Source organism: Qipengyuania nanhaisediminis, assembly GCF_900115585.1.
Taxonomy (GTDB): domain Bacteria; phylum Pseudomonadota; class Alphaproteobacteria; order Sphingomonadales; family Sphingomonadaceae; genus Qipengyuania; species Qipengyuania nanhaisediminis.
Genome location: NZ_FOWZ01000004.1, coordinates 320,124 through 341,734, shown reverse-complemented (window position 1 = coordinate 341,734; position 21,611 = coordinate 320,124). Strand labels below are relative to the sequence as shown.

Here is a 21,611-nt window from a genome sequence, read left to right as displayed (position 1 = left end):
AACGCCTGTTCGCAGGTTATGATGGCGAACAGGAGGACGACTTGGCAGATAAACTGGTAGATTTGGGTGACGGCTTCTGGACCGTCAGGGGCGAATTCAGGATCGGCCTGCTGGAAATCGGCACCCAATGCTCGCTTGTCAGACTGCCCGACGGAAATTTCGTCTTCCTCGACAGCTATACGCTCGACGATGGGATCCGCGCCCAGATTGATGGCATTGTCGGTGATGCCAAGGTCGCTGCGATCCTCAACCTGCATCCGTTTCACACCATTCATTGCGAATGGATGCACGAGGCATATCCCGAAGCGGAACTGTTCGGCACTGCGCGCCATGTCGACAAATTCCCGGCGCTTCCCTGGCAGGAATTGCGCTGCGAGGACGATGCGATGAACGAGAGGTTCGGGCCGGACCTTACCTTTTCAGTCCCTCGCGGCGTGCCGCTCGTCAGCGAGGACGAGAGCGTGCACTTTTCATCGGTTCTCGCCCTGCACCGCCCCAGCGGCACGATCCACGTGGACGACACGTTCGTCTATCTGGACAAGGGCTTCCCGCTGTCCCTGCTTCCGATGATCAAGCGCCTGTCTTTTCACCCCACGCTCGCCAAGGCACTTGAGCCGCGCGCGGGTGCGGCAGACGAATTTCGCGAATGGGCGATCGACCTCGGGATCGACTGGGCCGATGCGCAGCGGATCGCCGCTGCCCATAACGCGATTTTCGAGTTCGGCGAGAAGCGCTTCCCCGATTACGTGGGGGAAGCACTTGGACGTGTCGCTTCCGTGCTCGATCGCCATCGCGCCGAGCACGGGTAAGCAGACGAGGAATTACCTGAGGCTGACGACGTTGTCGGCGGCGGGACGCGTGCGGCTGCCGTCGTAAAGGCTCGCCATCGGCTCGTCCTCGACGATGATGCGTTCGGCAGAGCCGAAGCCGTTGAAGTCGGTCTTCATCGCCGCGCCGTAAGCGCCAAGCATACCGATTTCGATGTAATCGCCAGCCTGGATGTCTTCCGGCAGGCTGAACGGTCCCGGCATATAGTCGGCATCGTCGCAGGTCGGACCGTAGAACGCGAAGTCCATTTCCGGCTTGATGAGGTCGTCCTCCATCGGGCGGACCGGGAATTTCCAGTCGACATGCGCGGCATCGAAGAGGGCGCCATAAGCGCCATCGTTGATGTAGAGTTCCTCGCCGCGGCGCTTTTCGACCTTTACTACGAGGCTGGAATATTCCGCGCACAGCGCACGGCCGGGCTCACACCACAACTCCGCGTTGTAGGCGATCGGTAGCGCATAGAAGTGCTGGTGGATGATGGTGAAGTAATCTTCCAGCGGTGGCGGTTCCATGCCCGGATAGACACTGGGGAAGCCCCCGCCCACATCGATCATGTCGATGACCACGGAAGCCTCCGCAATCGCGGCGCGCGTGCGGTCCAGCGCCTGAACATAGGCGAACGGGCTCATCGCCTGGCTGCCGACATGGAAGCAGACACCCAGCCAGTCGGCATACTGGCGGGTTTCCTGCAACAGCGCCGGCGCTTCGGTCAGATCGCAGCCGAATTTCGATGCAAGGCTAAGCGCCGCGTGTTCGCTGGAAACGCGCAGGCGGACGCAGAGCCGCAGATCGGTCGCAGGATTGCCGTCGGCATCGCTTGTCGCCTCCACGATCTTGGCGAGTTCTTCACTCGAATCGAGGCTGAAGGTCTTCACGCCATGCTCGATATAAGCTTCGCGAATGGCACCGCGCGATTTGACCGGGTGCATGAAGCACAGCGTCGCATCGGGCAGCACCGAACGCGTCAGGCGCACTTCGGCGATGGAGGCGACGTCGTAATGCGTGACGCCATTGTCCCACAGGATGCGGAACAGGTCGGGCGACGGATTCGCCTTCACCGCATAGAGCGACTTGCCCGGAAACTTCTCGACGAAGAAACGGGCAGCGCGCGCAGCGGCGTGCGGGCGATTGAGGATTACGGGCTCGTCCGGCGCGAGGGCGCGAACTACGGACCGGGCGTCAGGGAAATGCTGCAACTCAAGGGACCCCCTAAACAGCTCTTGCGAGCCATGAAACGACAAGCTGCCTTGCGGTTAGGAAGTCCCCTTGGGGCAGCAGGAGGCGCGCATATACTTCGTATGTCATGAACTGCAAGTGAAAACCGCGCGGGCGATTGCAAGGTTTCGCAGGTCGCAGCGGGCCTGAGCTGCGATAGGCCGTGCCGTCAGAAGCCGACCTTCGGGACAGCGTCGACCACGCCCTTCTCACTGTCATCGAGGCGGTGGAAGTCCGCTTCCTGGAAACCCAGCGGTCCGGCGAACAGCACGGCAGGGAAGCTTTCGCGGCCGGTATTGTACCGCGAAACCGCCGCATTCAATGCCCGGCGAGCCGCAGCCAGCTTGTCTTCCACATGGGTCAGTTCGCGCTGCAATTCCTGGAAGTTCGCGCTTGCCTTGAGGTCCGGATAGGCCTCGCCCAGGGCCAGGAGCCGGTCGAGCGCGACGCGCAAACCCTGCTCGTCACCCGAAGAGATCGGCCCGTTCGCCGCCTGGTTACGCGCGGAAATCACGGCATCGAGCGTCTCTTTCTCGTGTCCGGCATAGCCCTTTACCGTTTCCACGAGATTCGGGATGAGGTCGTGGCGCTGGCGCAGCTGTGCGTCGATGTCCGCAACGCCCTGATTCACCGATTGGCGCAGCCCGACCAGCCGGTTGTAGATGCCGATGACGACCAGCGCGAGCAGCACGACGAGCGCGATCAGGACGATTGCAACCACTTCCATTCCTTAACCCCCTATTCGATGTCTGCGGGTATGATAGGGAACAAGGGTTAAGGGGGAAAGTACGCGTGATCGAATATCCGGACGCCGACCGGCTGATGGCAGGCGAACTTGGCGAATGGCTGCAGGGTCAGCGCCAGGTACGCCAGGATGCGATCGCGCAGTCGCATGACCGCTTGTTCAAGTCCGGCCTCGTCCTGCTCCCCCTTGCCGCATTCCTCTTCATCCTCGCCCCGCTTCCCCTCGAACCCAAATTCTGGATCATCGCCATTGCAGCCGGTGGGGCGTGGGCGTGGAGCCAAGTGCCGAAGCACAAGGCAAAGAAGCAGGTAAAAACCGGCATCAACGAGGCGATCGCCGATGCGCTCGGCCTTGCCTACCGTCATGATTGCGAGGGCAGCGAGGCGTTCGGCAAGTCGCGCGACTATTCGATGCTTCCCTCGCATGACCGGGCAACCTTCGAGGACATGTGGGCGGGTGAAGCGGCAGGACACTCTCTACTGCTGCACGAGGCTCATCTCGAAGAACGCCGCGGATCGGGCAAGAACCGCCGCTGGGTCACGGTGTTTCGCGGGGTGATCCTGTCGATCGGCTTCGACCAGCCATTCCACGGCACCACCCTGCTCGCTCCCGATGGTGCATTCAGCAAGTTCTTCGGCGGCGCAAGGGATAGCATCAAGGTCGACGGACAGGTCCTCGACCGCGCGCAGATGGTCAGCCCCGAATTCGAGGATCGCTTCGACATCTACACCACGGACCAGACCGAGGCGCGCTGGCTGATGCACCCCGAATATATCGAGCGCATCATGGCGCTGGAACATTCGCTCGGCGGCAAACACAGCGCGGTCCTGTTCACCGGCGGCAGTATGGTGATGGCGATCAAGAGCAGCAACATGTTCGAAAGCGGCTCGCTCGACCACAACGAGGACGCTTTCCTTGTGCGCGAGACGATCGGGCAGTTTGCCCGGCTGGCGGATCTGGCTCTGGCGCTGAACCGGCTACGAACAGATTGAAGCGGTTTGCAACCACATAGGTAGCACCGGTAAATCAGACAATTAAGCCGGGGAAACCGCAGAATTCGGCCATTCTTCCAGAATGTGCTATGAAATTCGGCGGTCGCCCAAAAACGACAGGTCGCGCTCACAAGCATTCCTTAGGGAGACCCGTCATGTCCGCAATCCGTCCTCTCGCATTCACCCTTCTCGCCGCGGCTCTGGCAGTCGGATCAAGTGCGGCGCCGCCCGAAGGGAAAGGTGGCGGGGGTGGCGGAAAAGGCGGCAAGGACGATGCCGCCGACTTTCAGCCCGAAATCCTTTACCAGTACAACGGACGCAAATCGCAGGATGTCAGGCTTACCGATATCGATGCCTCATCCTTCGTAACCGTCCACGCCGCTGCGCCCGCCCAGCTTGACGGCTTTGCAGCCTCCGACGAAGAATATGCGGTGATCGCTTATGCTGAAGCAGGCGACATCTACCTCACGAATTGGACGGCGTCGCCAGTCGAAATAGGTGCAAAGTCGCTCATCTCCGCGAGAGACGATCGCGCTCCGGGATCGGGGCGCGTCCACTGGATGGATTTTTCCCCGGACGGCACCCGCCTCGTGTTCACGGAAAGCTCTGCCGAACCGAACAATCTTGGCTCCGATGCCGAGCGACGCCTGTGGGTTTACGAGATCGGCAGCGAGACCCTCTCTCTCGTCCTATGGAATTTCAGCATTCTCGATGTGGCCTGGAGTCCGGTCAAGGATGAGGACGACGTGGTGTATTTCACCGGCGGTGCTGTCGGCCTGAACTACCCAGAGCACCTTTTCCGCTTCGACATGGCAACAGGGGATCTTGATCCAGTACTCACATACGGTATCGATTATACGAGCAGGTATTTCGATATTACCGGCAAGCATGCCGCCGGATCGCCCAAGATCGCGATGGCTTTCAAGGAGGCCGACGGACGCGACTACATCAGGATTTACGACCTCGCGGGCAACCGCTTATACAGTGACTGGATGTCGCGCGGCGATATCTTGAATTTCGACTGCTCAGGGACGCGCCTTATCGGCAAGGACGAGGGTTCGACCGGGGCCAATCTGACAATCACACAAGTCGGCGGCACCGCTACCGGTTTCGTGTCGGGGCGCGGGTATCATTCAGTGTCCGACTGGATGCCGCGCAACCCTTGCTAAGCGTTAGCTCAACCGGTCCCTAAACGTATCGTAGCCGAACTCCTTCACCAGCTCGAGCTGGTCGATTTCGCTATCCCAGAGGTAGATGCTGGGTAGCTGGACGCCGTTGAAGGTGTTCGTCTTCACCATCGAATAATGTGCCTGGTCGAGGAAGGCGAAGCGTTGGCCGACCTGTGCGCCCGCGGGAATGCGATAGTCGCCGATCACATCGCCAGCGAGACACGAGGGACCGCCGATGCGGACCTCGGGTGTCTCGTGGTCCGTCGCCTCGCCGAGCATGGCGGGCCGATAGGGAGCTTCGATCACGTCGGGCATATGGCAGGTGGCGGAAATGTCGGCGACCGCAACCGGCAGCTCGTTGTGGCCGGTATCGAGGATCGTGCCGACGAGGATGCCTGCATCGAGTGCTACGGCCTCGCCCGGCTCGAGATAGATTTCGGCGCCCGTGTCATCCTTCGCATCGCGCAGGAATTCGATCAGCTCTTCGCGCTGGTAATCGGCGCGGGTGATGTGGTGACCGCCGCCCATGTTGATCCATTTGAGTTGGCCGAACCACGGCTCGATCGCGTCGAAGACCTTGTCCCAGGTGGCATGGAGCGGTTCGAAATCCTGCTCGCACAGATTGTGGAAGTGGATCCCGTCGACGCCTTCCATGATTTCCGGCGTCAGCTGGTCGATGGGAAAGCCGAGGCGGCTGCCGGGGCTGGACGGGTCGTAGCGGGGAACCTCGCCGGTCGGGTGCATCGGATTGATGCGAAGGCCAACGTCGAAATCCTGTCCCGCCGCGCGCGCGGCGTCGAGGATCAGCGTCGCGCGCTCCATCTGGCCGGGGGAATTGAAAATTACGTGATCCGAAAGGCGGCAGACCTCTTCCAGCTCTTCCGGTTTATAGGCCGCCGAATAGGTCGCGATCTCGCCGTCGTAGAATTCGCTCGCCAGCCGTGCTTCCCACAGGCCCGATGTGCATACGCCGTCGAGATATTCGCCGATGATCGGCGCGGTCGCCCACATCGAGAACGCCTTGAGGGCCGAAAGCACCTTGATATCGGCCTCGTCGCGGATTTCCGCCAGTATTTGGCAGTTCGCGCGCAGCTTGGCCGCGTCGACCACGAAGGCGGGGCTGCTGACGCGGTTGAGGTCGAAATGGGCAAATGCCCCGGGGTCGCCGGCTTTTGTTTCCATGCGCCGCGACTTAGGGTGCAGCGCGCCCGGAGGGAAGAGGCCTATTCGTCCCGGTCGGTTTCGACTCCGGCTAGATCGAAGCGGATAACCCGGTTGCCATAGACGTCGATCATGTAGGCCCGGCCCGCGCGATCGAGCGCAATGTCGTGCCCGAGGCTGGCGTTGTCGCCTTCGAGGCCGAGGTCGAAAGACCTTTCGACCGTGCCATCGGGCCGGTAAACGCGCATGATAGCTCCATTGCGATCGAGCATATCCCGCCCCTCGACCGCCAGGCTCCAGCCGCCGCCGAGCGGCTTTACGCTGTAGGTGTGGCCGCGTTCGAGGCCGCGCCACTCTCCCGCCGGTTCGCCATCGGTAGTGAGTACGGAGATGCGGGCGTTTTCCCGATCGGCTACGAATATCCGCTCGCCATCAGTGGAGATGCCATGCGGCAGGTCGAATTCTCCGGCATCCTGCCCTTCTTCTCCCCACTGGCCGAGGAAATTGCCTTCGCGGTCGAAACGCGCGATCCGGTTGTTCGTGTAGCCATCGGCGATAAGCACCGTGTCGCCGAGAAAGGCGATGTCCGCAGGACGGCCGAAATGCTCGCCATCCTGCCCCGCTTGTCCGCGAACGCCCCATTCGGAGCGCAGGATGCCGTCGTGCGAAAACCGCAGGACCTGTTCGCGCGCGACATCGGTAATCCAGATATCGTCCTCATCGTCGATGGAAAGGCCGTGCGGCATGACGAGCTCGTCGGCAGCCCAGCGGGCAAGAAGCGCGCCTTCGGGTGAAAACATGAACACTGTCGGCTGCGCGATAGCCTCCGTGGTAAAAGGCTCTACCCATTCTCGCCCTGCGCGGTGAAGGACAAAGACATGGCCATGGCTATCGACATCGACAGCGCTCGGCTGCCCGAAAACTGCATCTTCCGGCAACTCAGGCCATTGACTGTCGATGGCGATGCGAGGCGCCTGCTCGCGCGGCTGGGCGTTGCAGGACGCAAGCGCGCCCGCTGCGAGTAAGATGACCAGGGCGATCTGCTTGCTCATGGCCGCGATACTATGCCGCGAGCCGTCCGCGTCAAAGGCAAACGTGAAAAGGGGCAGGAAGACTTCGCCTCCCCGCCCCCGTTTCAATCACGACTGGACCTACTTTTCCTTGTCTGGACGGTAGACCAGCGCTCGGATCGGTCCTTCGTAGGAAAACCCGCGCGACATCATCGCTTCGTGCCCGCTGCGCCAGTTGGACGCACCGAAACCGGTATAGATGGTCGTCGTCGCAGTACCCGCCACGATGGTGTCGTGGCTCTCCCCGATCGGTTCGGGATCGACAGTCACCAGCGCGTACCGCTCGTTTTCCTGCGGCACGAACTGTACCGACAGGAGACCGGGACGGAACATGTACTGGTCACGCGTAAACGCGCGCGTTTCCACGCCATCGGCATCCAGCAACACCACTTGCGGCGACACAACCCGAGCGAAATCGAGCGCAGCGCCCAACTCTACCATCTTGGCACGGCTCGGATCCGGCAGGGCAAAGACCATGTAGGGGCCCGACGACCCATTGCGCACGAGGCACGGGCCGCTGGCCGAAAGCTCGTTGTCGAGCACCCAGATCTTCTTGTCCTTGTCCGGCGTCAGGCTGACAGCCGTGACCGTTTCCGGCGCATCGGCGCAGTCCGTGCGATCGAACGACAGCGTGGCGGGATAGCTGGGCGTGGTCGTCGCACACCCGGCCAGAGCCGCCGAAGCCGCCGCGAGAAGAAGCGTCGCTTTCTTCATCGCGAACCCCGTCACCGCATCAGGCGGACGGCAGTTTCCGCCACTTCCTTGAGCGCGACGTCGATGCCCTCAGCCAGGCGTTCGGGCTGGGAGATCATGTCTTCGCGGTTCTGAAACGCATAGTCAGGGCTCGGCGCGATAGTGATAATGCCAGCCTGTGCATCGACCGGATTGTAGATGATGCGGTTTTCCATCAGCGTCGCTCCGGTACCGGCATCGATCATCCTGACGTCGGCTGCCACGGTCGGACGCCAAAGCTGGTTACCCGAATTGACATATCCGTAGGCGGTGACGTTAAAGTCGATCAGCGCCTGAACACCTTCGGGTGCAGTCGGATAGTCTTCCAGAAACTCGCGCTTGTCCCTGTCCGGACCTTCGAGCATGGCAGCTTCGATGTCGGCTTCTGCCAATGCAGCGATAAGATAGCTTTCGAAGTTTGCTTCGGGCGTGTGGTTCACGCTTTCCAGCGCTTCGTTGACGCGGCTCTTGCGCGAGCCCTGAACGCCAGCGTCGATAAGTGCGCCAAGCAGGCCGAAGTTGCCCATGGTCGAGGCCGCTTCATATGCGACTGCATCGTCGCCGAGCGTGTCATCGACGATGGCGACGGATGTCACCGGTACGGTAGGCGCGGTATAAGGCGTACCGACATACGGGTTAGCGCATGCGGCAAGGCTAAGCAGCCCGAGGGCTGCGACAGATTTTTTCATTGATTACGTACCCCTCAAATCACCCGGCAGATAATTCCGTCCGGGCGCGTCCGTGAAAGACGACGCGAGGTATATATACGATGGATAGAGGGTCAATCCTGCAAAGCCGCAAAGTCGATACTGCCCGCTGACTGTGGCGACCTCGCCACGACCACTATTACCTATGTTTAAGCGGAGGCCGAACCGCTCCTATGCTTAGATATGATTAGCGCGCTCTGCTTTGACGTACTTGCCGCGCAGGAGGGTTTCGAACTCCTCCCAGGCCGCAGCAGCGTCGAACGCCGCTTGCGCCACCGGCTGCCTGGATTGTTGTGCCTGAACAGCCGCGCCGGACGCTGCGCCGACAAGTGCGATAGCGCCAAGCGCGGCTTTCACGCGCATCAGAATTCGACCGGGCCGTCCATTTCCTTCACCTGCCAGGGCAGGCCATGTTCATTGAGCATGTCCATGAACGGATCGGGATCCATTTCTTCCATGTTGAAGACGCCGTCGCCGTCCCACTTGCCGGTGACCATCATGGCCGATCCGATCATCGCGGGTACGCCAGTGGTATAGGAGACCGCCTGGTTGCCGGTTTCCTCATAAGCCGCCTCGTGACTGCAGATATTGTTGATGTAGAACGTCTTTTCGCCCGAGCCGTCGAGCGCTTCGCCCGTCGCGATGACGCCGATATTGGTGTTGCCCTTGGTCGTTTCCCCCAGGGTTTCGGGCTTGGGCAGGACGGCGGCGAGGAATTGCAGCGGGATGATGTCCTTGCCCTGATAACGGACCGGATCGATCCGCGTCATGCCGACGTTCTGGAGGACGGTCAGGTGCTTGATGTACTCATCGCCAAAGGTCATCCAGAAACGCGCCCGTTCCAGTTCAGGATTGAACTTGGCGAGGCTTTCAAGCTCCTCGTGGTACATCATGTACATGTTCTTGGGGCCCACGCCCTCGAAGTCGAATTCGACCTTCTTGCCCATTGCCGGGGTTTCGACGAATTCGCCGTTTTCCCAATGGCGCGCAGGCGCGGTGACTTCACGGATGTTGATTTCCGGATTGAAATTGGTGGCAAACGCCTGACCATGGTCGCCGCCATTGCAGTCGAGAATGTCGAGCTGGCGGATCGTCTTCAGCTTGTGCTTCTTCAGCCACATGGTGAAAACGCTCGTCACGCCCGGATCGAAGCCCGATCCCAGCAGCGCCATGATCCCCGCCTCCTTGAAGCGATCGTGATAGGCCCACTGCCAGTGATACTCGAACTTGGCTTCGTCCTTGGGTTCGTAATTGGCCGTGTCGAGGTAATCGACGCCAGCTTCGAGGCAAGCATCCATGATCGGCAGATCCTGATACGGAAGCGCGAGATTTACGACCAGGCTCGGCTGCACCTGCTTGATCAGGCGGACCATCGCCGGGACTTCTTCCGCGTCGATCTCATAAGTGCTGATGCCGACGCCGGTGCGCTCTTTCACGCTGGCTGCGATGGTGTCGCACTTGCTCTTGGTGCGGCTGGCGAGATGGATATCGGTGAAGATATCCTTGTTCATCGCCATCTTGTGAACGCACACGCTGCTGACGCCGCCTGCGCCGATGACCAGAACTGTCGACATGGGAAAACCTCTTAGCTGAATTCGATTCTTGCCTGCCCCCTAGCGAAATGCGCTATCGCAGCCAAATGATCCGAGACGATATGCGCAAACCGACGAGACAGGGCGTCATCGATGCCGCCGCATCGATCGCCGAAATCCTGCCGCCGAGCCCGCTGCTTCCCGTCGAGATTGGCGGTGTCGCGGTACATGTGAAAGCCGAGAGCCTCCAACCGGTGGGCGCCTTCAAGATTCGCGGCGGCTGGTGGCGACTTGCGAACCTGAGCGAGGAAGAGAAGGCACGCGGCGTCATCGCCGTATCCTCGGGTAATCACGCGCAGGGTGTCGCCTGGGCGGCACGCCGGCTCGGGATCGAGGCTGCCATCGTCATGCCGCGCAATGCGCCGCGAGTGAAGCTGGAAGCGACGCGCGCCCTTGGTGCAGAGATAGTGCTCTACGAACGTCCCGGCGAGGATCGCGACGAGGTCGCGGCCAAGCTGGTTGCGGAACGCGGCGGGACGCTGGTCCACGCTTTCGGCGATCCCTGGGTGATCGAAGGACAGGGAAGCGCAGGTATAGAGATCGAGGAGCAGCTTGGCCGGGCCCCGTCACGTCTGATCGTGTGCTGCGGTGGCGGCGGACTGGCAGCCGGCCTCGCCCTCGCCTGCCCTGAAAGCGCGATCCACGTAGTCGAGCCGCACGGGTGGGACATGGTCGGACAAGCGCTGGAGGCAGGCGAAGTGGTGCGTGTAGCCGATGATCCGCCTTCCACCATTTGCGACGCATTGCAGCCCGATGCGACAAAGCCGATCAACCTCGACGTGCTGCAAGGGCGCGCCGAGCCCGGAGTAACCGTGACCGACGAGGAAGTGCGAGAGGCGCAGCGCTTTGCCTTTTCGAAGCTCAACCTCGTCGTGGAACCCGGTGGCGCGGCAGCGCTCGCGGCGGCGCTCGCCGGCAAGGTTAAGCTGGACGAGGACACTGTCATCATGATCACCGGCGGCAACACAGACGCCGACAGCTTCGCCCAAACGCTACGCGGAGTTTGACAATCGGCGCGGCCCGCATCACCCATGCGGGCACAAAGGGAGGGAGTTCTTTCAATGCAGGCTCAAATGCTGGCACCGGCAGCGGTGCTGATCGCTTGGTCGCTTATCATGTTGCTGTGGATGGCGTTCACCCGCTTTCCGGCCATGAAGAAGAGCGGCATGGACCTCGGCAACGCCAAGCCGGGCGGCCGCGGACAGGACCTGGAAGGCGTATTGCCGGACAAGGTGCAGTGGAAATCCCACAACTACGCGCACCTGATGGAACAGCCGACCATCTTTTACCCGGCCGTCCTCATCATCGCCTTGCTGGGCGGCACCGGCGTCGATGCGCTGGTGGCGTGGATATATGTCGGCCTTCGCATCATCCATTCGGTCTGGCAGGCAACCGTGAACACGGTCTCGGTCCGCTTCCCGCTGTTCGTGCTCGCCACGATCGCGCTCGGCTATCTCGCCTCGCGGGCTGTCGCGCTTACCATGTTCGCCGTTTAAGGAGAGACCGGATGGATATCGCACACTCGCCCATCCTCCAGCCCGTAGTGGCGCTGGCGATCTGGACGATGATCATGTGGTTTTGGATGTATGGCACCCGCATTCCCGCGATGAGCCGCAATCCCAAGATCGATGCCGCCAATCTGGTTGGCTCTACGGGAGCGAGCCTGCGGGCCGAACTACCGGAAAAAGTCAGCTGGAAGGCCGACAATTACAATCACCTGCACGAAGCGCCGACCGTGTTCTACGCCATCGCGCTGGTGCTGGCGATCACCGGCTACGGTGACGGCATGAACGCGCTGCTGGCCTGGATTTATGTCGGACTCAGGGTCATGCATTCGCTGGTCCAGTCGACCAGCAACCGCGTGCTCGTGCGTTTCGTGCTATTCGCTCTGTCGAGCATCGTGCTGATGGCGATGATCTTCCACGCGGCGATCATCACTTTCGACATCCACCTGTAACGGCGAATGCGGCGGGGTAATCCTACTCCGCCGCTTCGCGTTCCGCCACTTCGAGGGTCGCTAGGAACCGCTCGGCGTCGAGCGCGGCCATGCAGCCCGTGCCGGCTGCAGTCACCGCCTGGCGATAAGTGTGATCCATCACATCGCCAGCCGCGAACACACCCGGGATAGAGGTCTTGGGCGTACCGGCTTCGACCAGCAGGTAGCCGCTGTCGTCCATGGGCAGCTTGCCCTTGAACAGTTCGGTCGAAGGCGCATGGCCGATCGCGACGAATGCGCCGTCGCAGCCGAAATCGCTGTCTTCACCGGTCTGCGTGTCGCGCAGGCGCACGTGCGAAAGCGCGCCATTGTCACCCGCCTCGAAGCTTTCGACAGTCTTGTTCCACAGCACCGAAATTTTGGGGTGGTTCAGCAGACGATCCTGCAGGATCTTTTCCGCGCGCAATTCGTCACGGCGGTGAATTAGCGTCACATCGTCGGAATGATTGGTGAGGTAGAGGGCCTCTTCGACAGCGGTGTTGCCGCCACCGATGACGGCGACTTTCTTACCGCGATAGAAGAACCCGTCGCAGGTCGCACAGGCCGAAACGCCCTTGCCGCCCAATTCCTGTTCACCCGGAACGCCGAGCCATTTGGCCTGTGCCCCGGTGGCGATCACCAAGACGTCGCCGATATATTCGTCGCCGCTGTCGCCCACGGCACGGAAGGGGGAGCCGTTTTCGAGATCGACCTCGACGATCGTATCCCACATCATGCGCGTGCCGACATGTTCGGCCTGCGCCTTCATTTCTTCCATCAGCCAGGGGCCCTGCACCACGTCACGAAAGCCGGGATAATTCTCGACATCGGTCGTGATCGTCAGCTGACCGCCGGGCTGGAGGCCCTGCACCACGATCGGCTCCATCATCGCACGCGCGCCGTAGATGGCTGCGGAATAGCCGGCCGGGCCGGAACCGATGATGAGCATTTTGGTGCGATGGGTAGCCATGAAACTGTCTCTAAATCGTCTGAATTGAAGCGAAGGCGCTATATGGGGATTGGTCGGGCGAGAGTCACGCCAGATAGGCGCTGCGCAGCCTCTCGCGAAGGAGTTCATCCACACCTAAGGCATCCTCGATGTAGCGATCGAGCGATCCGTGGTCTGCCTCCACCTCTTTCCAAAATGTCGCGAGGTAGTCTTCCTGCACGCCGAGCAGTGCCTTGACCGCATTATCGTCGAGCTTGCGACCCAGCCGTGCCTCTATCCCCGGCACCGACTGCGCGGCCAGCACATCCATGCTTGGTGCATCGTTGGTCCGAAGGAATTCCGCCATCTGCCGATCGCGGTCGACGCCCAGAATGTGCAGCAAGAGCATGGCCGCGACACCGGTGCGATCCTTTCCGGCAAAGCAATGGACGAGGCTGGCCCCTTCCCTGTCCGCCAGGATGTTGAGATAGCGGCCGAACATCTCGGTCATCGCCGGATTGCGCGGCATGCGGGTGTAGACTGCCATCATGCGCTTGCGCGCGAACTCGGCCGTGGTCGTTTCGGCATCCACATCCATATGCGGCGGGCTGGAGCTGGTTTCGCCCTCGTAGAAAACCACTTCGCCGTCGAAGCCTTCGACACGCCGGCAGGGATTGCGCTCTCGCTCGCTTTCGCCGCGCAGGTCGATCACCGTGCGGATGTGCAGCCTGTCGATCGCTTCGAGGTCCTCGTCGCTGGCATCGACATGCTGGCCCGAACGCCACAGCAGGCCGGTCTTCACGCGCGCGCCGTCGGCAGTCTCCCACCCTCCGTAGTCGCGGAAATTATGGATGCCGTCGGTTTCGATGAAAGGATCGCGAATCATGTTTCGCGGTGTGGCAGGCACGCCCCCATCCCGCAATGCGCGCTACGGGCGAACGCGTATAGGCGCGAGTACCGCGGGTTCCTACTGCTGCTTTATTGCACCGAACAAACAGGCAGCGATCGAAGGACAGCGGGAATGGCAAAAATTATCATCGCAGACGATGACGAGATCATCGCGGACATGGCCAGCAATATATTGTTCGAAGCAGGGCATGTGTGCGGCTGGGTGCCCGACGGCGAGAAAGCGCTGGACCTGCTGCGATGGCGCCGGCCCGATCTCCTGCTGCTGGATCACGACATGCCAGGCATGACAGGCGCACAAGTGCTTCGCTCACTGCGCAGTTCTGCAGAAAATTACGATCTTCCCGTAATCATGTTCACTGGCTTGTCGGGTGCTGGAGACGAAAGTCACGCCTATTACAACGGCGCGCAGGCGTTCATCCGCAAACCGTTCAACGCCAAAATGCTGTTGCACGAGGTCAATCTGGTCCTGAAGGCGCGCGCCGAGCGGCCGCAGCATCGCAGCTTGATAGAGCATCTGGAGCAGAAGGCCGGTCGGTGGCGGGACTCACCCGAAAAGCGGGTGATGCTTTAAATCTCGCCTAACGCGCGTCTAGGTCGCGAAGGAAGTTGTTCGTCCAGTCCTGAACATTGTCGTCGCGCACAGTGGAAATCAGCGCATCGTAGCGCCTGCGTCGTTCCTCAAGCGGCATATCGAGTGCAGTCGCAATTGCGTGAGATAGATCGTCCGGGCTGTGCGGATTGACGAGCAGCGCTTCCTGCATCTGCGCTGCCGCACCGGCAAACCTCGACAGGATCAGTACGCCCGGGTCTTCGGGATCCTGCGCGGCCAGATACTCTTTCGCCACCAGGTTCATCCCATCCCTCAAAGGCGTGACGAGGCCGATCTTCGCGGCCCGGAAGAACCCGAATAGCTCGGCATGATTGTAACCGCGGTTCACGTAGCGCACAGGGACGAGGTCCACCTCGCTACGCGCGCCGTTGATCTGGCCAGCCTTCTGCTCGAGCAGGGTGCGGATCTGCTGGTAGCTTTCGACATCTTCTCGGCTCGGCGGCGCAATCTGGATGAACACAAGGTCGCGGACACGCTGAGGGAAGCGGTCGAAGAAACGACTGATGCCATCGAGGCGTTCGGGCAATCCCTTGGAATAATCGAGCCGGTCGACGCCGATCATGGCCGTGCGTCGGCGTGTCGAGCTGAGCAAGCGCTGTTCGGCCTGCCGCGCGTCACCCGTGTTTGCGAGGCTTGTGAAATGATCCCAATCGATCCCGATGGGGTAGGCCCGCGCGATCGTCGTCCAACCATCCAGCGTGATCGAGCCGGTGGCATCGTCGACCTCGGCGCCCAGTTCGGTGCGGCAGTAGTGGAGGAAGCTGTCCAGCCATTCCTGCGTCTGGAAACCAAGCAGGTCGTAGTGCAGCATCGTGCGCACCAGCCGCTCATGATAGGGTAGCGACACGAACAGGCGCGTCGGCGGCCACGGAATATGCAGGAAGAAGCCGATCCGGTTCTTGACCCCGCGAGACCGAAGCCTCTCCCCAAGGGGGATCAGGTGGTAGTCGTGGACCCAGACGATATCATCATCTTCGATCAGAGGGTGCAGCGTTTCCGCGAACCGTTCGTTGACGCGCTCGTACCCCTTGCCGGTCTCGCGCTCGTACTCGGCAAGGTCGAGACGGTAGTGGAACAGCGGCCATAGCGTCGAATTGGCATAGCCGTTGTAATATTCATCGACGTCGCGTTTCGAGAGGTCGATCGTGGCGGTAGTTACGCCATCGGTCGTTTGCGTGGAAATTTCGCCTGAATGCTCTTCCGTCTCTTCGCCGGACCAGCCGAACCAGACCCCGCTGCGATCCTTGAGCGCTGCATTCAATGCCCCGGCGAGACCACCTTGGGCTCCTGCCGCACCGCGCGCCTTGGGCACTGCCACCCGGTTGGAGACAACCACAAGACGCGCATCTTCGCTCACCTGACGTCACTCCATGGTTTCGACAACAATCCGGCTGAATTGATTATTCCAACCAGCGAGTAGGTCTGGGGGAAGTTCCCCCAAAGTTCGCCGGTCTCGTAATCGAGATCCTCGCTCAGCAGTCCCGAACGCGTCGTGTGGCTGAGCATGGCGCAGAACAGGTCGCGCGCCTCGCCGCTGCGACCTGTCAGGTGCAGCGCCTCGATCAGCCAGAATGTGCACACGTTGAAGGCGGTCTCCGGTGCGCCGAAATCGTCTTCGGCCGCATAGCGCAGCATATGGTCGCCGCGACGCAAGTCGCGCTCCACCGCCTCGAAGGTTTTCAGGAAGCGTTCGTCATCGGGCGCAAGATAGCGCAATTCCACCATCTGCAGCAGGCTCGCATCGAGATAGTCGCTTTCGAAGCTGGCGCCGTAATGTCCGCCCTCCTCGCTCCACGCGTTCTCTTCGATCTTGGCGCGGATCGCCTCGGCGCGGTCCTTCCAGTAACGAACCCTGTCGCCCTTGCCGAGGCGCGCGGCGACATTGGCGAGGCGGTCGCAAGCCGCCCAGCACATCACGGCGGAATAGGTATGGACCTCTTGCCGCGTGCGGAATTCCCAAAGGCCCGCATCGGGCTTGTCGTGCTTGGCCCAGGCGGCCTCGCCCACTTCCTCTAGATGGGCGAAGTCCGTTTCGTCCGCCATTCGTAGCAGTCGGGTATCGAAGAAGGCCTGCGCAGTGGGCATGACGATCTGGCCATAACAATCGAACTGGACCTGTTTATAGGCCGCGTTGCCGACGCGAACCGGGCCCATTCCGCGATAGCCCGCGAGGTTTTCCGCAAAGCTTTCGTGCAGTTCCGCCTCGCCCATCACCGAGTAGAGCGGCTGGATCTGCCCTCCCCGCGCCTGGTCGATGATGTTGCGCAAGTAGGCGAGATATTTCTCCAGGACATCCAGCGCTCCGAGGCGGTTGAGCGCCTGGACGGTGTAATAGCTGTCCCGAATCCAGCAGTAGCGATAGTCCCAATTGCGCTCGCTCCCCGCAGCTTCGGGGATCGAGGTTGTCAGGGCCGCGACGATGGCACCCGTTTCCTCGTGCTGGCACAGCTTGAGCGTGATCGCCGCGCGGATAGTCTCTTCCTGCCATTCAAGCGGGATGTGCAGGCCACGCACCCAGTGCTGCCAGTATTTGCGCGTATTCGCTTCCATCCGCCGGATTTCGCTGCGGATATTGCCGACAAAAGGTTCGTCAGGGCCGAGGAAGAAATGCTGGTCCGCCTCCACCCGATAGCTGCGTCCTTCGAGCACATAGCCGACGGGTGCATCGGTCGACAGACGCATGGTCTGGTCGCCGAGCCGGTAGCGAACGTGGTTGGTGCCGTTGGTGGTCGTCGCCTCGGCGCTGCCATAGCCGTGGAGCGGCGCAAGCCGTACACGAAGGCGCGGCGCGCCGGCGACGGGCCGGACGATGCGGGTGAAGGCGACCGGGCGGTACATCCTGCCCGACCCTTCGTATCGCGGCGCGAAATCGGTGATCTCCACCGCGCTGCCGTCTTCCGCTTCAAGTCGGGTGACAAGGATGGGGGTATTGCGCTTGTAATGCTGGCTGGATGATACCTGCCCTTCAAGCTCAAAACGCCAGACGCCCTGGTCCTGCCTGTCGCCATTCAACAGCGAGCAGAAAACCGGGTCGCCATCGACCCGCGGGACGCAGCCCCAGACGAAGCCAGCACGCTCGTCAACAAGGGCGCTGACCTGGCAATTGCCGATGGGAGAAAGTTCAAGAGAGCTTTGTGTCACAGTTCCAGCCATTGATGCACGGCGCCCACGCCGCTCAGGTGATAACGGGCGTTGTCGCTATCGCGCTCTCCCACGGCAATGCCAAAACCTCCGCATTCGTTTGCAGCGGCCATGCCGTCTTCATCGGTCGTGTCGTCACCCACGAACACCGGCAGCGAGCCTGCGAAGAGGTCTTCGGACAGGAATGCACGCACAGCCCCGCCCTTGTCGGCGCCCGGCCGCACGATTTCCGCAATGGACTTGCCGGTAGCGAGATGGAGGTCGTGCGCCTCGGCAACCGAGCGGGCAAAAGCGACGGCGCGCTCCTCCTTCTCCGGAGCGCCGCGGAAGTGGATCGCACCGCCGTGGCTCTTTGCCTCGTAGAGCAGGCCGTGCTCGGCCGCGAACTCGCGCAACTCGCCGACCACCGCGTCGGGCAGGCCTTCAGGGGCGCGGCCCAAGCGCGAACCGTCGGCAAACAGGCGCGATACGCCGTGCGACCCTGCCCGGCACACCGTGATATCGTCGAGATGGCTTTCCAGATCGTCGAGCGCGCGACCGGTAACGAGCGCCAGCCTGCCGTCGAGCGTGTCGCGCAACCGGTGAAGCCTGTCGACCATGTCTTGCGGGACGTCGATGGCGCCGGGTTCGGGTGCAAGTTCGACCAGCGTCCCGTCGAAATCGATAAACAGGGCGAGACGTTCCTGCGCCAGCAGGTCGTGAAACTCGGGAGGAGGCGGTAGCGAGAGGGGGCTGGCCATCGCCCCCGTGCTTAGCGTTTGGTGCCGCCGCGTCAAACGCTCACTGTTGGGGAAAGGCGGAACCGGGCGTCAGGATGAGGTCGCCGTTCTCTACGCGCCAGCCTTCGAGGCGGGAAAGGAAGTTCATCCCCAGGACGTTGGTATTGCCCAGATTAGGGGCGATGACGGCATCGAGACCCTCGGCCCTGATATTGCCGAAGGACAGGCTTTCCACCGTGGTCAGATCTGCAGTGACCGTGCCATTGGCCGTGCCCAGCATGACCGGCAATCCGCCCGGTCTCGGCTCAAGTCCTGCGGCAGCCGCAGACCTCGTGGAAAATGCCGTCAGCGTCGCGCCGGTATCCACCATCAGGCGGGTCGGCACGCCATTCACATTCGCCCGCAGCCAGTAATGACCGTCAGCCGCCATCGGGATGACCGTTTCCGCGCCCACGATCGTCTGCTCGGGCAGGCCGATCTCCGTCATCGCATCGAGCCGCGGATCGAAGCGGGCCACTTGCAGGAAGACGGTCACGAGAATGCCGACCAGCGCCAGCGTGCTGACGGAACGAACCAGCCTGCCGCCTGCAACCTTGCGGCGTAGCATCATCGAACCGATCCAGCCTGCGACCAGTGCGACAATCGTGCCGACAAGCAGTCCCGATCGCGGGATTGCGCGGATCAGTTCCGCTATTGCCGAGAGGATCGCTTCGCCTTCCATGGAACCGATATAGGGACGCTATCCCTCATCGTCCATAAACGCAGTGCCAAGTGTCACGGCGCGTTGCGATGCTCGCTTGCTTCGGCGAGTATGACGGAAAAGCGCCCCTGGTCATCGGTCCACCGCGCCATTGGCGTCCAGCCCCCTGCCAGCAACAGCAGGTTCGAGCTGCGGGGACTGAATTTGTGGCTGTTTTCGGTGTGAATCGTCTCACCGGCAGTCATGACGAAATGCTCGTCGCAGACCTCGAATTCGAGATCGCGGGTCGCTTCAAGGTGCATCTCGATCCGCGAATAGGCATCGTTCCAGATCGCACGGTGAACGAGGGCATCGACGGGGATGGTGCCTTCCAGTTCGCGATTGATCCGGCGAGCGAGATTGAGATTGAATTCGGCCGTAACTCCCTTGGCATCGTCATACGCAGCCTCGAGGACTGCGGTTTCCTTCACCAGGTCCATTCCGATCAGAAGGAGCGGGCGTTCGCCTTCGGTCCCGCCAAGCGTTGCTCGCATCGAGCGCAACAGGTCGACCGCAGTGCGCGCGACCATGTTGCCGATCGTCGATCCCGGGAAAAAGCCGAGTTTCCGCATCGGTTCCACCTCTTCCGGCAAAGTCACCGGCTTCATGAAGTCGGCCTCGACGGGATAGACCGGCAAACCGGGGAATTTTTCCGAAAGCGCGGCAGATGATTGGCGCAGGAAATCGCCCGAAATATCGAGTGGGACGTATGCCGCAGGGTCGATCGCCTTGAGCAGTAGCGGCGTTTTGACGGAACTGCCGGACCCGAATTCGACCACCGCCCGATCGCTGCCGATCATGTCCCGAAACTCGGGCCCGCGTGCTTCGAGTATCTGCGTTTCCGCGCGGGTCGGGTAATATTCCTCCAGCGTCGTAATATCTTCGAACAATTGCGATCCGGCATCATCGTAGAGCCAGCGCGCAGGGATCGCCTTTTGCGACTGTCGCAAGCCTGCCAGCACGTCGCTGCGGAACGCCTTGTCGACCCCGTCGTCGTCGCGGTCGACCAGCGCTATCCCTTGTGATGCAGTCATACGTCCCTCGCGAGCCTCAGGCCGGTAAATTGCCAGCGCTGGTGCGGATAAAAGAAATTGCGATAGCTGGCGCGCGAATGTCCGCGCACCGTGGCGCAGCTTGCCCCCTTGAGGACGAACTGGCCGCTCATGAATTTGCCATTGTATTCGCCAACCGCGCCTTCGGCCGGCTGGAAACGCGGATAGGGCAAGTAAGCCGATCGCGTGAATTGCCAGCAGTCCCCGAAGAGGCCCTCGCCTCCGACCGGCAAGGGCGGTGCAGCTTGATCGAGCTGGTTGCCGCCGCACGGATCGTGCGCGGCAAGCTCGCCCTCCTGCCCCCTGGTGATGGCTTCCCATTCGAACTCGGTAGGCAGGCGCATGCCGGCCCATGTGGCAAAGGCGTCGGCCTCGAAATAAGAAATGTGTGTCACGGGAGCATTCGGATCCCAGACCTGCGATCCGCAGTGGGTGAACGCTTCGTCCCCATTCCAGTAAAGCGGCGCCGCAATGCCGTTTTCCTTCACCCATGCCCAACCGTCGGACAGCCAGAGCGACGCGGTTTCATATCCCCCGTCGGCGATGAACTCGGCCCATTCGCCGTTCGTTACGAGACTGGAGGAAAGCTCGAAAGGTTCGAGGAGGACGCGGTGATCCGGGCCTTCATTGTCGAAAGCGAAGCCCTGTTCCTGATGGCCGATCCGCGCGATCCCACCGGGATGCGAATGCCACTCTTGCTCAAGCGTATTCGAATTAGCTTTCGGCTCTTCCTGCCACATCGCCACGCCGAGCGGGTTCTGGAATAGAGCGTGCTTGATATCGGTCAGCAGCAATTCCTGGTGCTGCTGTTCATGCGCGATTCCCAGTTCGATCAGGGGGCGCAGTTCTTCCCGTTCGAAGAGGGGCTGCATCGCCTCATCGACTTTCGCGCGCCAGTCGATGATTTCGGCCATGGTGGGACGAGAGAGCATGCCGCGCGAGAAGCGGTGAATACGCTCTCCCTCGGCCTCGTAGTAGGAATTGAAAACGAACGGCCAATTGTCGTCGAACAGGCTGTATCCCTCGAGATGGTCGCGCAGGAGAAACGTCTCCCAGAACCACGTCGTATGCGCGAGGTGCCACTTGGCGGGCGAAGCATCTTCCATCGACTGGAGGGTCGCGTCCGCTTCGGAAAGCGGTTCGACCAGCGCTTCGCTGAGCGAACGGGTCGCTGCGAAATCGTTAGCCAGCCCTGCAGGGCTAATGTCTTGTCGTGCCGCGCGAGAAGTAATCGGCGCGCTCCCCCAAATGGTTCAGTGTTCCCAATAGCTCAAATCACTGCCGGTTCCGGCAATCGCCGCCATCATGACGAAAAATCATCCGGCAC

23 protein-coding genes are annotated in these 21,611 nt (G+C 61.5%); 7 read left to right on the top strand and 16 right to left on the bottom strand.

Annotation, left to right across the window (positions count from 1 at the left end):
- Positions 1-41: 41 nt before the first annotated feature.
- Positions 42-809: a hypothetical protein gene (locus BM173_RS13075; RefSeq protein ID WP_090482633.1), complete on the top strand. Its 768-nt coding sequence runs from the start codon at positions 42-44 to the stop codon at positions 807-809.
- Positions 810-821: 12 nt separating this feature from the next.
- On the opposite strand, the gene BM173_RS13070 is transcribed toward BM173_RS13075, so the two are convergent.
- Both BM173_RS13070 and BM173_RS13065 read right to left on the bottom strand, forming a co-directional pair.
- Positions 822-2,024 (bottom strand): type III PLP-dependent enzyme, encoded by a 1,203-nt coding sequence (locus BM173_RS13070; protein ID WP_090482629.1) that lies wholly within the window; start codon positions 2,022-2,024, stop codon positions 822-824.
- A 188-nt stretch (positions 2,025-2,212) separates the two neighbouring features.
- Complete coding sequence (locus BM173_RS13065) at positions 2,213-2,770, bottom strand: LemA family protein (protein WP_090482627.1); 558 nt, start codon at positions 2,768-2,770, stop codon at positions 2,213-2,215.
- Between the two features lie 65 nt (positions 2,771-2,835).
- Between BM173_RS13065 and BM173_RS13060 the strand changes: the two genes are divergently transcribed.
- Positions 2,836-3,780 (top strand): DUF3137 domain-containing protein, encoded by a 945-nt coding sequence (locus BM173_RS13060; protein ID WP_090482624.1) that lies wholly within the window; start codon positions 2,836-2,838, stop codon positions 3,778-3,780.
- A 155-nt stretch (positions 3,781-3,935) separates the two neighbouring features.
- Entirely contained in the window at positions 3,936-4,949 is a 1,014-nt protein-coding gene (locus tag BM173_RS13055) for a hypothetical protein (protein ID WP_090482621.1), read from the top strand.
- A 3-nt stretch (positions 4,950-4,952) separates the two neighbouring features.
- Here the strand turns inward: BM173_RS13055 and BM173_RS13050 are convergent, their stop codons facing one another.
- The 6 genes from BM173_RS13050 to BM173_RS13025 all read right to left on the bottom strand — a co-directional run bounded on the left by BM173_RS13050 (position 4,953) and on the right by BM173_RS13025 (position 10,193).
- Positions 4,953-6,131 carry a carboxynorspermidine decarboxylase gene (locus tag BM173_RS13050; RefSeq protein ID WP_090482618.1) on the bottom strand — a complete coding sequence of 393 codons (1,179 nt, stop codon included), beginning with the start codon at positions 6,129-6,131 and terminating at the stop codon, positions 4,953-4,955.
- Positions 6,132-6,172: 41 nt separating this feature from the next.
- The gene (locus BM173_RS13045; protein ID WP_090482616.1) at positions 6,173-7,162 is read right to left on the bottom strand and encodes a peptidyl-alpha-hydroxyglycine alpha-amidating lyase family protein; all 990 of its coding nucleotides are present in this window, start codon (positions 7,160-7,162) and stop codon (positions 6,173-6,175) included.
- A 99-nt stretch (positions 7,163-7,261) separates the two neighbouring features.
- Positions 7,262-7,894 carry a hypothetical protein gene (locus BM173_RS13040; protein WP_090482613.1) on the bottom strand — a complete coding sequence of 211 codons (633 nt, stop codon included), beginning with the start codon at positions 7,892-7,894 and terminating at the stop codon, positions 7,262-7,264.
- A gap of 11 nt (positions 7,895-7,905) precedes the next feature.
- Entirely contained in the window at positions 7,906-8,601 is a 696-nt protein-coding gene (locus tag BM173_RS13035) for a hypothetical protein (protein ID WP_090482610.1), read from the bottom strand.
- A 195-nt stretch (positions 8,602-8,796) separates the two neighbouring features.
- Entirely contained in the window at positions 8,797-8,982 is a 186-nt protein-coding gene (locus BM173_RS13030; protein ID WP_090482607.1) for a hypothetical protein, read from the bottom strand.
- Positions 8,982-10,193, bottom strand: a complete 1,212-nt coding sequence (locus tag BM173_RS13025; RefSeq protein WP_090482604.1) for a saccharopine dehydrogenase family protein — start codon at positions 10,191-10,193, stop codon at positions 8,982-8,984. Before BM173_RS13025 ends, BM173_RS13030 begins: the two co-directional genes overlap by 1 nt.
- 65 nt (positions 10,194-10,258) lie before the next feature.
- On the opposite strand from BM173_RS13025, the gene BM173_RS13020 reads away from it, so the two are divergent.
- From BM173_RS13020 to BM173_RS13010, 3 genes are read left to right on the top strand one after another with little or no spacing between them, the layout of a single operon-like run.
- Complete coding sequence (locus tag BM173_RS13020; protein ID WP_090482833.1) at positions 10,259-11,218, top strand: threonine ammonia-lyase; 960 nt, start codon at positions 10,259-10,261, stop codon at positions 11,216-11,218.
- Between the two features lie 54 nt (positions 11,219-11,272).
- The gene (locus BM173_RS13015) at positions 11,273-11,707 is read left to right on the top strand and encodes an MAPEG family protein (protein WP_090482601.1); all 435 of its coding nucleotides are present in this window, start codon (positions 11,273-11,275) and stop codon (positions 11,705-11,707) included.
- A gap of 11 nt (positions 11,708-11,718) precedes the next feature.
- Positions 11,719-12,168, top strand: coding sequence for an MAPEG family protein (locus BM173_RS13010; protein WP_090482598.1), 450 nt, complete (start codon positions 11,719-11,721; stop codon positions 12,166-12,168).
- Positions 12,169-12,190: 22 nt separating this feature from the next.
- On the opposite strand, the gene trxB is transcribed toward BM173_RS13010, so the two are convergent.
- Together trxB and BM173_RS13000 are read right to left on the bottom strand one after the other, a co-directional pair.
- Complete coding sequence (gene trxB / locus BM173_RS13005) at positions 12,191-13,156, bottom strand: thioredoxin-disulfide reductase (protein WP_090482595.1); 966 nt, start codon at positions 13,154-13,156, stop codon at positions 12,191-12,193.
- Positions 13,157-13,220: 64 nt separating this feature from the next.
- A complete protein-coding gene (locus BM173_RS13000; protein WP_090482592.1) occupies positions 13,221-14,000 on the bottom strand; it encodes a tyrosine-protein phosphatase in 780 nt (259 codons plus the stop codon).
- Positions 14,001-14,135: 135 nt separating this feature from the next.
- On the opposite strand from BM173_RS13000, the gene BM173_RS12995 reads away from it, so the two are divergent.
- Complete coding sequence (locus BM173_RS12995; RefSeq protein ID WP_090482588.1) at positions 14,136-14,594, top strand: response regulator; 459 nt, start codon at positions 14,136-14,138, stop codon at positions 14,592-14,594.
- 7 nt (positions 14,595-14,601) lie between these two features.
- Here BM173_RS12995 and BM173_RS12990 read toward each other — a convergent pair whose 3' ends face one another.
- Genes BM173_RS12990 through egtB form a run of 6 tightly spaced genes read right to left on the bottom strand, consistent with a single transcriptional unit; the run spans position 14,602 to position 21,489 of the window.
- Positions 14,602-15,990: an alpha,alpha-trehalose-phosphate synthase (UDP-forming) gene (locus BM173_RS12990; protein ID WP_090482585.1), complete on the bottom strand. Its 1,389-nt coding sequence runs from the start codon at positions 15,988-15,990 to the stop codon at positions 14,602-14,604.
- Complete coding sequence (locus BM173_RS12985; RefSeq protein WP_090482581.1) at positions 15,987-17,786, bottom strand: glycoside hydrolase family 15 protein; 1,800 nt, start codon at positions 17,784-17,786, stop codon at positions 15,987-15,989. The genes BM173_RS12990 and BM173_RS12985 overlap by 4 nt, the downstream gene beginning before the upstream one ends.
- Positions 17,771-18,514 carry a trehalose-phosphatase gene (gene otsB, locus BM173_RS12980; RefSeq protein ID WP_090482579.1) on the bottom strand — a complete coding sequence of 248 codons (744 nt, stop codon included), beginning with the start codon at positions 18,512-18,514 and terminating at the stop codon, positions 17,771-17,773. The genes BM173_RS12985 and otsB overlap by 16 nt, the downstream gene beginning before the upstream one ends.
- Before the next feature lie 40 nt (positions 18,515-18,554).
- On the bottom strand, positions 18,555-19,214 hold the full coding sequence (locus tag BM173_RS12975; RefSeq protein WP_090482575.1) for a retropepsin-like aspartic protease family protein: 660 nt from the start codon (positions 19,212-19,214) through the stop codon (positions 18,555-18,557).
- A gap of 53 nt (positions 19,215-19,267) precedes the next feature.
- A complete protein-coding gene (gene egtD / locus BM173_RS12970; protein WP_090482571.1) occupies positions 19,268-20,266 on the bottom strand; it encodes an L-histidine N(alpha)-methyltransferase in 999 nt (332 codons plus the stop codon).
- On the bottom strand, positions 20,263-21,489 hold the full coding sequence (gene egtB / locus BM173_RS12965) for an ergothioneine biosynthesis protein EgtB (RefSeq protein WP_245755900.1): 1,227 nt from the start codon (positions 21,487-21,489) through the stop codon (positions 20,263-20,265). Before egtB ends, egtD begins: the two co-directional genes overlap by 4 nt.
- Positions 21,490-21,611: the final 122 nt, after the last annotated feature.